Raw genomic sequence first — 13,108 nt, forward strand, 5'->3', positions numbered from 1 at the left:
GATGTCATCAGAATTTTAGATTTTTATGGCACGGGGAAAAGGGGCGGGAAAGCCCGCCCCGAAAGGAGATTATTTATTTTCCAGCAGCAACGCTTCCAGCAAATCGAGGTCGTGCAGCAGTTTTTGCAGCGTCTCGTTGCTGATCTGCCGGGTGGCGCGCAGGTGGTAAAGCTCGGCGCGTTCAGAGCGCAGCGCCGCCAGACGAAAACGGCGCTCCAGATTCTCTTCCTGCAGTGAGCTTTCGATGTTGTTGCGCCCATCCGCGCGGCGTCGCAGATTACCAATCACCCGCGAGCTGACCTCCGTCAGCAACTGGTTATCGATATTCTCTTCAGCATCCGCTGCCAGGCGCTCTTCCATTTTCTGGATCGCGACAATCGCCACATCGGCCGTCGCCGCACGCGCCATCCGCTCCTCTTTGTACTGCTGAGCATGGTCGCGCACCTCAATATGCTGCAACAGCGACGGCAGCGCGATGACGCCAACGAACAGCGAGAAGAGGATCACCCCGGCGGAAAGGAACACCAGCTCGTAACGGGCCGGGAAGACATCGCCGCCGGGCAGCAGCAACGGAATAGAAAGCACACCGGCCAGCGTGATGGCCCCGCGAACCCCGGCGAAGGTGGCGATCAGCAGTTCGCGATCGCTCCAGGAGGCGAACTCCATTGGCTTTTTATGTAAGAAACGCAGGCTGAATCTCTTCATCGTCCACAGCCAGCCAAAACGCACCAGCATCAGCGCGGCATAAATCAGCACGATATCGGTAAACAGCATCCAGGTTTCGACATTCGGATCGGCTTCCGCCGCCACCAGTGATGATTCCAGGATGCCCGGCAGTTGCAGGCCTAACAGCAGGAACACCATGCCGTTAAAGACAAATTCCAGCATCGCCCAGGTGCTGTTAGCGCGCAACCGCATCGCCAGCGGCGCGGTGCGCATAACGCCGGAACGGGTGATAGTCATCCCCGCCGCAACGGCGGCCAGGATGCCGGAAACGCCGATATGTTCTGCAATCAGATAAGAAGCAAACGGCAGCAGGAACAGCAGCACGATTTGCGTGGCCGGTTCATCACCGCCCCAGCGGCTGAGAAAGCGCAGCGAACGGCCGTACAGCCAGCTCACCACAAAGCCAGCCAGCAGGCCGCCAATCGCCACTTTCAGAAACTCGACCGTGGCACCGCCGACGGTAAAAACCATCGTCCCCATCGCCACGGCGACGGCAAATTTCAGTGACACCAGGCCAGAAGCGTCGTTCATCAACGCTTCGCCCTGCAAAATACCCATGATTTTTTTCGGAATGCGCCCTTCGCCGACAATGCCGGAGAGCGCCACCGCATCGGTTGGCGACAGCACCGCCGCCAGCGCGAAAGCAGGCACCAGCGGAATGCCAGGCACCATCCAGTAGATTAAAAAGCCGATCCCCACCACGGTGACCACCACCAGCGCCAGCGCAAGGCCGAAGATTTCGCGGCCATGCTCGAGAAACTCGCGCGTTGGCGTTTTCCAGCCGTCAGCAAACAGCAGCGGCGGGATAAACAGCACCAGAAACAGTTCCGGATCGAACTCGACATGCAGGCCAAACGTAGGAAAGGCCAGCAGTGCGCCGATGGCGATTTGCATCAACGGCAGCGGGATTTGAAAAGGTAGTACACGCGTGACGACGCCCGAGAGCGACACCACAAGCGTCATGATAAGAATGGTAAAAAATATTTCCATGCGTTCCCTGTTTGCGATGTTTTGTTATAGCGGTCTCAGACCTTGAGGCCAGAGCATTCAGCTTAACGCAAAGAAACCGGGCTGTGGGCAAAAAAAATGGGCGACCGGAGTCGCCCATTAGGGAATCCTTTATGGCTCAGATTGCCCAGCCGCCTGCATAGAAGGCAACCAGCGCAACCGCAATCACGATAGTCCCGATGTTCAGCTTGCGCCACTCACCGGAAACCACGCGGCCAATCACCAGCGAGGCGAAACCGATCATGATGCCGGTAACGATGTTACAGGTCAGCACGATGAACACGGCGGTGATCAGGCCGGACATCGCATCCACGAAGTCAGCAAAATCAATTTTCGCCACGTTGCTCAGCATCAGCAGACCCACGTACATCAGCGCTGGCGCGGTGGCGTACGCCGGAACCAGATAAGAGAGCGGAGAGAGGAACAGGATCAGCAGGAACAACACGCCGACGGTAATCGCGGTCAGACCTGTTTTACCACCTGCCGCCGTACCTGCCGCCGATTCGATATACACCGCAGCCGGCGCCGCGCCGACCAGACCGGAGAAGACGCTGCTCAGGGAGTCGGTGGTCAGCGCTTTGCCGCCATCGATGATCTGGCCGTCTTTATCCAGCAGATTGGCCTGGCCCGCGACCGCACGGATAGTACCGGTGGCGTCAAACACCGCCGTCATCACCAGCGCCAGTACGCTCGGCAGCACCACCGGATTCAGCGCACCCACGATATCCAGGCTGCCGATCAGCGAGTTGCCTTTGTCATCGCTCAGCGACGGCATAGCGAAAATACCGGAGAAGTGCACGCTCGGATCGAAAATCAGGCCAACGATGGAAACGCCGATGATGGTCAGCAGAATGCCACCCGGCACTTTCAGTTTTTCCAGACCGATAATCACCGCCAGGCCAATCAGCGACATGATCACCGGGAAGCTGGCGAAGTGGCCCAGTGTAACCGGCAGACCGTCCAGCGGGTTTTTGATCACCAGGCCAACACCGTTTGCGGCAATCAGCAGCAGGAACAGGCCGATACCGATACCGGTGCCGTGCGCAACGCCATGCGGCAGGTTGCGCAGGATCCAGCTACGGATGCCGGTCGCAGAGATAATGGTGAACAGCACACCCATCAGGAACACCGCGCCAAGCGCAACAGGTACGCTGATGTGCTGACCCAGTACCAGGCTGAAAGCGGTGAACGCGGTCAGAGAGATAGCGCAGCCGATGGCCAGCGGCAGATTCGCCCACAGCCCCATCACAATGGAGCCAACACCGGCGACCAGACAGGTGGCGACGAAAACTGCAGCAGGCGGGAAACCTGCTTTACCCAGCATGCCAGGCACCACGATCACCGAATAGACCATCGCGAGGAACGTGGTTAAACCGGCAACGATTTCCTGACGAACGGTACTGCCGCGGGCAGAAATTTTAAACAGTGCGTCAAGCGAACCATTGGTACGCGCAGAAGGCGTAGACATAGAAAACATCCCCTGAGAATTTTATTGTGCATTGTATTGCGTGGTGGACAGTCCACTGCCGGTTAAACGTCATCTCCCTGTGCTGCGTTGTGGTAAGGGGCCACAAAAAAGCAAACGTTTAACTCCGCGCATACAACGAGTGGTCAAAAAAAGGCAAACGATTATCCAGCGTTTATATGGCGCTTTTCAACTGAACTTTGCCGCTTTTTGCTAAATTTTGCTTATAGCGGCGAAGATCCAGGCGGACGATGCGCAAACGTTATCGTCGGTGCGCAACTTTGCAACATATTACGAACATTCTTAGCCGCCGGGGAAATCAAACGGCCCACCCTGGACAATCGCCCGCTGCCAGGCCGGACGCCTTTCCACCCGCTTTTTCCACGCCCGTAAATTGGGAAGATCATCCACACCGCCGCGCGCCAGCAGCGCGAATACGGGGAAACTCATCTGTATATCCGCCATGCTGAGCTGATTGCCGGTAAACCAGCTATGTTGTGCCAGTTCCGCTTCAATAAAGCGCGCGTGGGTTTCCAGTTGCCGGTTGAGAAAGGCTTTCTCCACGCCGCTCGCCAGCAGCTTACCGACGCTGCGCACGCCAAACGGTACAGGCGGTTTGCTAAGGCGTGTCATTATCAGTTTCATCAATAGTAGGGGCATCAGCGAACCTTCGGCGTAATGCAGCCAGAAGCGGTAATCCTGTTTGCTTTTTCCCGCTTGCGGCGCAAACCGGTGTTCCGGATCGTAGGTTTCCTGCAAATATTCGAGAATCGCGCCGGACTCAGCGATGATAAGCCCGTTATCTTCCACCACCGGCGATTTGCCCAACGGGTGAATTTTTTTTAGTGATTCGGGTGCCAGCATGGTTTTTTCACGCTGATAACGGACGATCTGGTACGGCACGCCCAGCTCCTCCAAAGCCCAGAGAATGCGCTGCGAGCGCGATTGATTCAGGTGATGCACCGTAAGCATGGTTTACTCCTGTGCGGATTGACGCATTAACTATAGGAAATCAGCGAAACGGCGGAGGAAATATCCTGAAAAAAAGTGAGCAAAAAAGTAGCAGTTTTACATAAGGGAACTACACTAAAAGTGTCAGCACAATCCGGAACCTCCAACATACTTGAGGGGTGCTGATGTCGGGGGAAACCCTCCTGTAAAAGAACGGGATAGAGAGAAAGACAAAGACCGGAAAACGACTAAAGCGCCCCAACGGGCGCTTTAGTTTTTTGCGCGTTTCAGTCATCTTCCAGCAAGCGCGCGCCGGTGCCCTGCTGCCCCAACTGATCGCCAGGGTTACGCAACGGGCATTCACTGCGTGACAAACAGCCGCAGCCGATGCAGCCATCCAGCTCATCACGCAGTGCAACCAGCGTATGAATACGCCGGTCCAGTTCTTCCCGCCATTGCGACGACAGCTGCTTCCACTCTTTTTTACTCAGGGTGTGCCCCTCCGGCAAAACCCCAAACGCTTCGCCGATGGTCGCCAGCGGAATACCAATGCGCTGGGCAATCTTGATGATCGCCACATAGCGCAGCACATCGCGGGTATACCGCCGCTGATTGCCGCTATTGCGCTGGCTTTTGATAAGCCCTTTGCTCTCATAAAAGTGCAGCGCAGAGACAGCTACCCCGCTACGTTTCGCCACTTCTCCGGGACTGAGCAGCGCTTTAATGCGTGGCATTCTCTTTTCCATAAAACCTCTTTACCTCAAGTTAACTTGAGGAATTATACTCGCTCCCAGACAAAACGACGAATCGGGAAATGAGGAAGCTTTATGTCCCATCAGCAAATTATTCAGACGCTTATCGAATGGATTGATGAACATATCGACCAACCAATGAACATTGATGTAGTCGCCAGAAAGTCAGGTTATTCAAAGTGGTATCTACAGAGAATGTTCCGTACCGTGATGCATCAAACGCTGGGCGACTATATTCGCCAGCGCCGATTACTGCTGGCAGCCGAAGCGCTGCGCACCACGCAACGCCCTATTTTTGATATTGCGATGGATTTAGGGTACGTCTCGCAGCAGACCTTTTCGCGGGTGTTTCGCCGTGAATTCGATCGCACCCCCAGCGATTACCGGCACCAGGCCTGACAACTCTCAAAACAGCATTCAGGGCGAGCAGGTGTGATAAATCTTCACCGCCCGCCCAGGTTTACCGCCGTATCCCCCTTCGCCAGCGATAAACAGACTGCCTCTCTTATTAACCTTTTTGTCACTATTTTTCTGAATTACTGCATTTCCTGAAATAATTCCGTTTTCTCAGTAACGCCGGAATTAAAATTCCTAATTACCTCACCATTGATTGTTTTCCACGCTTATAAAATAGAAAATTTATTATAAAGTCCGTCAGTTCACTCTACCGACGAACCTCATTAAATATTCACAGGTCTGCACGCCTGTAGCTTTAATACATTTATCAATGGAATGAATATGCTTCTCCATCATGCTTTCAATAAAGTATTTATTGCCGTTATTACTGCACTATGGACCACCAGTACAATAGCGGTAACGGCCTACACGCCGCCGGAAAAAAACCGAATAAAAAGCATTAACGCTGCTGGTTCGGTCAATGATAATAAACGCATTGACTTTGTACTCGATGAAATAACCAACATCGGCCAGGATGTTATTGTGGTAGAAAAAGAAGATGCGGATATTTCAATAAAAAACAACTCAACAATTTATTTAACTGATGTTCTTTTTAGTGCGGATTATAGTGGTTCCCTCTCTCTGGTGAATAACGGTGAGGTTTACAGCGAGGGAGGGTTGTTCCTGTTCACACCGCAGAAAAACGCCACTCTGCACATGGAAAACAAGGGTACTTTAGTGATGAACTCGTTGTTTTCCGCCTCGTTAGGCGAGGCTTCCTCCTTCAGCTTAATCAACAGGGGGAAGATGCTCACCACCGACAATGACCTCATTCTGTTGCACTCCGCACGGGACGGCGATGTGAATATCAACAACAGCGGCACGATGCATTCAGATAATTATGGTGTTCTGCACTTTTACCCCATCAGCGCAAATAAAATAAATGTCAGTAATACGGGTGAAATTTCCGGCGCCAGAAAAACCCTCTTTTTTGCTACGGAGAATAGTGATGTTAACATCATCAACTCAGGGCTTATTTCAGCAACAGATGCCGGTTATTTTGCTATCGGTGTGAATGGACAACGATCGTTTACCCTGACGCTTGAAAAAGGCTGGCAGATTGACGGTGCGGTCAATATTGATGACGCTTATGACAGTAAAAATAATACCGTCAGAAATAACAGGCTGGTATTAAGCGGTAACGGCGACTCCTCCCTTTCATTATCACGGTTTTTAAATACGGACGATATTAATGCCAGCAATAGCAGCGCGATCACCGGTATTAATTATCTGGAAAAAGAGGGGGATGCCATATGGACGCTGAAAGATAAACAAACCTCCGGGGGTTTTGAGCAGGTTCAGATAAATCAGGGCGCAATCGTGCTTGATAACGCCACGCTACTGATGAAGGACGCCACAAAAGCCGTCGTCAATAACGCCAGGATTATTATAAATGGCGATGCGGTTATTGAGGGCAGCCTGAAAAATGCCGGAACACTCTCTACCGGTAGAGAAAAAGAGATCAACACGCTGATTATTAAAGGCAATTACGAAGGAATCAGCGGCAGTACACTCGTTTTTAATGCCACACAGAGCAGCGATCCCGCAGCCACAGGCCAGATGGTTATTGCGGGCGATCTCAGCGGAAGTACGCGCGTACAGGTCAAGCGCCTGGGCGGCAGGCGCGCCAGCGCAATAGAAGGTAGCGGGCTGATTGCCGTGGTCGGGAAAACTGACGGCGAGTTCCGTCAGGGCGATCGTATAGTCGCTGGCGCATACGATTACACGCTGCAAAGCGCCAAAGACCAGACGGCAACCTACTGGTCTCTGACCAGCGCACTTCCTGCACTGGGAAGTAGCGCGATACGCCCGGAAGCCGGCCTGTATGGCACCAACCTGGCGGCGGCCAACAGCCTGTTTGCTACGCGCCTGCAAGATCGCCAGGCGAACGGTGAGGAGACAGCATCCGGCCTGTGGCTGCGTAATACCGGCGGTTATAGCGGCCAGTTCACGCCAGGCAACCAACTTGATATCCGCAGCAATCGCTATGTTGCACAGTTAGGCGGCAACATTGCCCAGTGGAACACGGATAAAGAACGTTACCAACTGGGCATTATGGCAGGCTACGCAAGGGAAAAGAGCCACGCACAAAACCGCTATAACGGTAACCACGCAAGCAGCATTATCAGCGGTTACAGCGCAGGTATTTACGCAACGTGGTTGCAGAATAACGACACGCGCGAAGGTGCATATGTAGATAGCTGGGCGCAGTACAACTGGTTCGATAACACCCTTTCCGGCGATACGCTGGAAACCGAGACCTGGAAATCCCGCGGCTTCACGGCGGCGGTTGAATCCGGCTATAGCTGGCAACTGGTGGGCAGCCGAAATAACGGTCTCTATCTTCAGCCAAAGGCGCAACTGACCTGGATGGGCGTCAAGGCGAATTCGCTTACTGAGGCCAACGGCACCGTGGTCGAAAACAAAGGGAGCAACAACGTGCAGACACGCGCTGGTGTGCGGCTGTATGGACACCTTACGCTGGATAAAAACCTGCATCGCACCTTTCAGCCCTTCGCCGAAGTGAACTGGCTGCATAACACCAGGAAGTTCGGCGCATCTCTTGATGGCACGCGGGTTGATCTAACGGACAGCCATAATGCAGTCGAAATGAAAACGGGAGTAGAGGGTCAGTTTACGCAGAATTTCTCACTGCGCGGCAGCGTGGGCGTGCAGGCCGGGAATAAAAGCGATCGGGAAACGTCGGCAATGCTGGAGGTAAAACTGTTCTTCTGATGGGGTACGCGGCCCGCCATCATTTTAATGAGGGCGGATGCCGCACCCAGAGTTTAAAGTCATCAGGCGACAACGCTCTGGCAAAGTGCCAGCCCTGGCAGAACTGTACGCCGCGCTTCAGCAGCCAGCTTACCTGCTCTGCCGTCTCCACCCCTTCGGCAATAATCTTCAGGCGCAGACTCTGCGCCATCTCAATAATATGTTCAGCAATCAGATGACTGGTGCTGTTGGTGGTCAGCGTGTCGATAAAAGATTTGTCGATTTTCAGGATATCAACATTCAACGAATAGAGGTTGTGCAGGTTGGAATAGCCGGTACCGAAATCATCAATCGCCACTTCATAACCCGCCTGACGAAACGCCTGAATCACCGGCGTGGTTTTTGGCACATCGATAAACCCGCGCTCCGTAACTTCGATCTTAATCTGCTCCGCGCGTACCGCATGTTCCCTGGTCTTATTGGAAATCAGTGAAATAAGACGCGAAGAGTGAAAATCCGCAGCCGATAAGTTAATCGAAATATAAAGATGCGGCACCACCGCCAGGAAGTCGCCGAGATCGCTAAACACTTCATCGACGACATAATCCGTGATGCGTTCGATCATCCCCTCTTTTTCCGCCAGCGGAATAAATTCCGCCGGGCTCATCACCTGGCCATTAAAACCCGGCCAGCGTAACAACGCCTCAGCGCCGACGCAGGTGCCATTTTTAATATCGATAATCGGTTGATAGTGGAGTCGAAGCTGGCGTTTGGTTAACGCGCGGTGGAGCATACGGCGGGGCGAGTTAAATTCTTGTCGTGTTCGTGACCACACGAAACAAAGGAGCACGCTGCAAATTAGCCCCAGCGGTAGCAGCAGCATCACCTGACGATACAGCGCCTGAAAATAGTGCGCATTAGAGGTCGAAACAATAATAGCAATCGGACGTTTATCCGAATGCGCAATGGTGTAAAAACGCCCGTCCTGCTGGAAGGTTGATACCTTGTTGTGAATCAGCTTCTTCAGCGTCTCCAGGGGCGCGCTTTTACTGAGGGAGAAAAATAATTCGCTCACGGTGTCGTAGACGCCATAAGCCAGCGAGTTATCTTCCGATGCGACATCGCTATAGGAAAGAGGATTGATCACCGCAACGTAATTACCGCGCCGCATATAGACCATTTTATAACCGGCATAAAATGGGGTATTGCGGTAATAATAAATAGCAATGTCTGGCGAGCGTTTATACTCTGCGGGCGCGATAGCATACGATTGCGCGGGGACAATAACGCTGGAGCATAAAAATTGGTCGCCATGCGCATAAATGAGATCGGCAACATACAAACTGCTGCGCACAATATCCAGCATCGCTTTACGATGCTCCAGCGAGCATATCTGACCGTGAAATTTTTCCGCCGCGGCACGAACGCTATCCACTTGCTGGATAACCACTTCAGTTTTATTTAACGCCAGTTGGGCAAAAGAACGGAGCTGGGAGGCAGTTTCATTTACTGCTCGGATATGTGCAAACCATAGCGACAGCATCACCGGCAGGATGACTCCTATGATGATCCCGACGACTCTGAGCATCTTGCGACGCACGCTATGATTCATGTCCGCCTATATCCACGCATTTATTGTGCCTTTTTAATGTACGGCAGGATGCTTTGATAAACAGGTGATTACGTTGCATGAATCACACGACATTAGCAACTGACTTTTCTCATTAAAAACCTAATATTTGGTTATGACGAGAATATTCGACCGTAAGGTAAACTCAAAGTGCGCCCAATGTTTATATTAAGGAAAATATTTATCCATTCGTTATGGGGTGTTTTCACTTAATACAACACAGTATCCCTGATTAAGCCAAACTCACCGCAGGATAAAAAATGGTGCAGCCTGTCGGGTATTTTTTCATCTAATGAATGACATTCCTTCATCTTTGCGTATTTATTTATAAAAAGCGCTGGCGACCACTGTTTTACTGCGTCCGTTACGTTTTGCATCGTACAGCGCGTTGTCGGCAAGCGTAAGTAAAACTGAAGTATCTGTCTGCTCTCCGCACACGAATACTAAACCTGCGCTAAAGGATAATGGGATCTTTTCACAGCCGCTTAACAACGGTGAACGGGCTAATGCCGCACGAATTTTTTGGCTAAAACGCAGCGCATTTTTACGATCGGCGTGCGGCATCAAAATCAGAAATTCCTCACCACCCAGGCGACCAAAGAGATAAGACGGATCGCTATGCTCACGAATCTGGTCACAAAAATGCACCAGCGCTGCGTCGCCCGTCAGATGTCCCCAGCGATCATTGATATTTTTGAAGTGGTCCAGATCCAGCATTAACAGACTGAAATGGCTACGGGAATCCTCAGGTTTGCACTGTACCAGCGCCTCCTTTAACTTCCGTAGCATAGCGAAACGATTATAGCAGCCGGTCAAATCGTCAATCGTTGCTTTTTTCTCCAGTTGCCGCTCCACTTTTTTACGCTCGGTGATATCCAGGCCAATACTCAGGATCGAGCGGTCAGGCAGTAAAATATTTGACCAAAGCACGGTCAGCACCTGGCCATCGCGCCGTATCGGATGCCACTCATGCATATCGACGGCGGGCGAAGTATTAATCGAAGAGCGAATTTTCTGGCGCATCTCCGGATCGGGGAAAAAGAGTGCTAATGGATCGGGCTGCTGATTAAGCTCGTTAATATTCCAGCCAAATAAACGTTCACATTCGCCATTCCATAAAATACAGCGATTCGTTTTATCGAAAGAATTCATTAAAACCGGGGCACGATCGAACAGTGCTTTATATTGCGTCACGACGCGCTGCATTTCTTTAGCGGCACGTTCTCTGACAAGAATTTCCTCCATATAATCTTTAAGCTTCTCCACCAGAATAATAACCACGTTCTTGATTATTGACAGTGAAGGCAAAGGATAGGCAAACGCTAAAAAGAAATAACCTTTGACACTCGTATCTCTATAATTCAGCTTACATAATATGCCGCTTTGCAATTTATTGGTGGTGAATGACTGTGTCGGAAATAATAATTTCCCGACATGCCGTCGCCAACATATAACGCGCCATGCGCGCTGATTACGACGCAGTTGCAACTGTTCCAGCAGGGTCTGTGCATCGCGGAGCGTACACGCCACCTCTCCGTTGCAGGCTATCTGCCATGCGTCGTCCTGCTCGATCACCACCCAGGCAAGATGCGCGCCCAGGGACGCATTGATGACCGATAATATATCTTCCATGGAGCGTTGTGCAGCGAGCCACGGCATCAACTTCGCCAGAAGCGTCAACGCCGCAGCACCGTCTCCTAAAGAAACGGCTAAATTCTCTGTTTTCATTTTTTTCTTTTCGCAGGTTATTAACACCACACCGGCCTGCGATGATTTAATCAGGAAGAAAAAACACGCGCCCACAGTTGTCACGTAACGTAAACGCGCGCCGCGCATAAACCGTGACAAGAAAGAATATATCGATAAAGATCAGAAGCCTGAATAACCATCAACAGGTAAATAAAGCTTACAACACAAGCATAATATATGTTCTGCGTACTGTAAATATTGTGGCAATTAGGTTGCTAAATATCACTTTAATATATGAATAATTTCAGAGTTAATTCCCGCAAGTGCTAAGCAATATATTCTGGCGAAAAGTCGTGATTACCCCCACCAAAATTAGTAGGAATCACCTGCAAAAGATGCTTTTTCCACTGGCGAATAAATCATCAAATGTGATACAGTTCACACATTCTTGAAACGGCCATGCCGTTTCACATTGTTGTACTACTTCTGCGGACTTCTGCGTCATCTTTGCCACTCGTGCGTAACGCCTGGTCCGCCCGGTATTCGATTCTTTCTGAGGATGGTTTCATGGCTACCTTTACCACCAGCGTGGTTCTGTTGCGCTGGCAGTTATTGAGCGCAGTGTTGATGTTTATGGCCAGCACGCTGAATATTCGCTTCCGTCGGGCTGATTATATCGGTCTGGCAGTGATCAGCAGCGGCATGGGTTTAGCGGCGGCGTGCTGGTTTGCGACCGGTCTGCTGGGCATTACAGTAATGGATCTCACCAACATCTGGCACAACGTGGTGCAGGCCATGGCGGACGTCTCGAGTAAAGCCCCGCCAGACTGGCCGATGGTCATTACCTGATAAAAAAAGCGCCTGCGGGCGCTTTTTTTGTCTGCAGATGGCTGCGTTCTGGCGGGGAAACTATCGGGTAGCGAACTACCTCAACGAAAACCGTAATATTTACCCGCCAGCGCCGGGTAAAAGAGACAAAACGAGAAGAAATAGTATAGGTGAGGATTAAATTCCACACTTATGTAACTTAATAACACCACCTTCAGAATAAGACTGTACGAAATCGGGATCAGAAATCCAAAAATATTTTGATCTCTTATTGTCGTAAAATCCTTTCCAGCGCAACTCCCCTTTTTGCTTGATAAAGCTAAGTTCTGCTACCGGTTTTATCTGGCTTATATTTTTCCAGTCGAAATTCATGCCACCTCTGCCAAGATCTGCAACACTATCATAGTAAATATTAATTTTATTTTTATCGATTTCCTTTGCATGTATATTTATAACTATCTGATTATCATTAACAATAAGTGAATTGGGTTTGTCATTGATATTGATAGAGAAACCATCATCATCACAAGTAGTACCCCACCTACCAAAATTTGAGTTTGCATGCGTTGTCACGGAAATGAATAACAGAATAAAAGGCCAAATTTTCATTATTTATGACTCCATAACAGTTGTAATATATCCAATATCCAGATGAAGGTCAGTCCTTCCCGTTTTGATTTTGCAGACTGACCAGATCTGCCTGGTGGAAGGATTGCCCATTCATAACTCAATATATCTAATGCGCCATCAATGTCGCCAGAAATGATTTTTTCTTAAGAGTCTTTTCTTTTATATTTGAAAATTAAAACGCTAAATTCATCTTAAGATTTTGGGGTGGAATCAATAATACCAGCATCTGCACAGAGAACGGTTGTACTTCAGCATGAT

Annotated in this window: 10 protein-coding genes; 3 read left to right on the forward strand and 7 right to left on the reverse strand. The window is 50.6% G+C overall.

Going from position 1 to position 13,108, the window contains the following annotated elements; all coding sequences use genetic code 11:
- Positions 1-69 precede the first annotated feature (69 nt).
- The 4 genes from AWR26_RS23805 to soxR all read right to left on the reverse strand — a co-directional run bounded on the left by AWR26_RS23805 (position 70) and on the right by soxR (position 4,896).
- The gene (locus tag AWR26_RS23805; protein ID WP_064568780.1) at positions 70-1,716 is read right to left on the reverse strand and encodes a Na+/H+ antiporter; all 1,647 of its coding nucleotides are present in this window, start codon (positions 1,714-1,716) and stop codon (positions 70-72) included.
- 136 nt (positions 1,717-1,852) lie between these two features.
- Complete coding sequence (gene ghxP, locus AWR26_RS23810) at positions 1,853-3,202, reverse strand: guanine/hypoxanthine transporter GhxP (RefSeq protein WP_043955634.1); 1,350 nt, start codon at positions 3,200-3,202, stop codon at positions 1,853-1,855.
- A gap of 300 nt (positions 3,203-3,502) precedes the next feature.
- Positions 3,503-4,171 carry a glutathione S-transferase family protein gene (locus AWR26_RS23815; RefSeq protein ID WP_064568781.1) on the reverse strand — a complete coding sequence of 223 codons (669 nt, stop codon included), beginning with the start codon at positions 4,169-4,171 and terminating at the stop codon, positions 3,503-3,505.
- Positions 4,172-4,437: 266 nt separating this feature from the next.
- A complete protein-coding gene (gene soxR, locus AWR26_RS23820) occupies positions 4,438-4,896 on the reverse strand; it encodes a redox-sensitive transcriptional activator SoxR (RefSeq protein WP_064568782.1) in 459 nt (152 codons plus the stop codon).
- Between the two features lie 81 nt (positions 4,897-4,977).
- Between soxR and soxS the strand changes: the two genes are divergently transcribed.
- Together soxS and AWR26_RS23830 are read left to right on the forward strand one after the other, a co-directional pair.
- Positions 4,978-5,301, forward strand: coding sequence for a superoxide response transcriptional regulator SoxS (gene soxS, locus AWR26_RS23825; RefSeq protein ID WP_017459478.1), 324 nt, complete (start codon positions 4,978-4,980; stop codon positions 5,299-5,301).
- A gap of 339 nt (positions 5,302-5,640) precedes the next feature.
- Positions 5,641-8,094: an autotransporter outer membrane beta-barrel domain-containing protein gene (locus tag AWR26_RS23830; protein ID WP_064568783.1), complete on the forward strand. Its 2,454-nt coding sequence runs from the start codon at positions 5,641-5,643 to the stop codon at positions 8,092-8,094.
- Positions 8,095-8,113: 19 nt separating this feature from the next.
- On the opposite strand, the gene AWR26_RS23835 is transcribed toward AWR26_RS23830, so the two are convergent.
- Positions 8,114-9,685 (reverse strand): EAL domain-containing protein, encoded by a 1,572-nt coding sequence (locus AWR26_RS23835; RefSeq protein WP_064568784.1) that lies wholly within the window; start codon positions 9,683-9,685, stop codon positions 8,114-8,116.
- 339 nt (positions 9,686-10,024) lie between these two features.
- Positions 10,025-11,431, reverse strand: a complete 1,407-nt coding sequence (locus AWR26_RS23840) for a GGDEF domain-containing protein (RefSeq protein ID WP_064569101.1) — start codon at positions 11,429-11,431, stop codon at positions 10,025-10,027.
- A gap of 528 nt (positions 11,432-11,959) precedes the next feature.
- On the opposite strand from AWR26_RS23840, the gene AWR26_RS23845 reads away from it, so the two are divergent.
- Entirely contained in the window at positions 11,960-12,241 is a 282-nt protein-coding gene (locus AWR26_RS23845) for a YjcB family protein (RefSeq protein WP_064568785.1), read from the forward strand.
- 156 nt (positions 12,242-12,397) lie between these two features.
- Here AWR26_RS23845 and AWR26_RS23850 read toward each other — a convergent pair whose 3' ends face one another.
- Complete coding sequence (locus AWR26_RS23850; RefSeq protein ID WP_064568786.1) at positions 12,398-12,829, reverse strand: hypothetical protein; 432 nt, start codon at positions 12,827-12,829, stop codon at positions 12,398-12,400.
- Between the last annotated feature and the right edge of the window lie 279 nt (positions 12,830-13,108).

The sequence above is a fragment of the Kosakonia oryzae genome (assembly GCF_001658025.2).
Taxonomy (GTDB): Bacteria; Pseudomonadota; Gammaproteobacteria; order Enterobacterales; family Enterobacteriaceae; genus Kosakonia; species Kosakonia oryzae.

Excerpts from the sequence above, each read along its gene's own strand:
- AWR26_RS23805 (WP_064568780.1), bottom strand. The coding sequence starts at position 1,716 with ATGGAAATATTTTTTACCATTCTTATCATGACGCTTGTGGTGTCGCTC.
- ghxP (WP_043955634.1), bottom strand. The coding sequence starts at position 3,202 with ATGTCTACGCCTTCTGCGCGTACCAATGGTTCGCTTGACGCACTGTTT.
- AWR26_RS23815 (WP_064568781.1), bottom strand. The coding sequence starts at position 4,171 with ATGCTTACGGTGCATCACCTGAATCAATCGCGCTCGCAGCGCATTCTC.
- soxR (WP_064568782.1), bottom strand. The coding sequence starts at position 4,896 with ATGGAAAAGAGAATGCCACGCATTAAAGCGCTGCTCAGTCCCGGAGAA.
- soxS (WP_017459478.1), top strand. The coding sequence starts at position 4,978 with ATGTCCCATCAGCAAATTATTCAGACGCTTATCGAATGGATTGATGAA.
- AWR26_RS23830 (WP_064568783.1), top strand. The coding sequence starts at position 5,641 with ATGCTTCTCCATCATGCTTTCAATAAAGTATTTATTGCCGTTATTACT.
- AWR26_RS23835 (WP_064568784.1), bottom strand. The coding sequence starts at position 9,685 with ATGAATCATAGCGTGCGTCGCAAGATGCTCAGAGTCGTCGGGATCATC.
- AWR26_RS23840 (WP_064569101.1), bottom strand. The coding sequence starts at position 11,431 with ATGAAAACAGAGAATTTAGCCGTTTCTTTAGGAGACGGTGCTGCGGCG.
- AWR26_RS23845 (WP_064568785.1), top strand. The coding sequence starts at position 11,960 with ATGGCTACCTTTACCACCAGCGTGGTTCTGTTGCGCTGGCAGTTATTG.
- AWR26_RS23850 (WP_064568786.1), bottom strand. The coding sequence starts at position 12,829 with ATGAAAATTTGGCCTTTTATTCTGTTATTCATTTCCGTGACAACGCAT.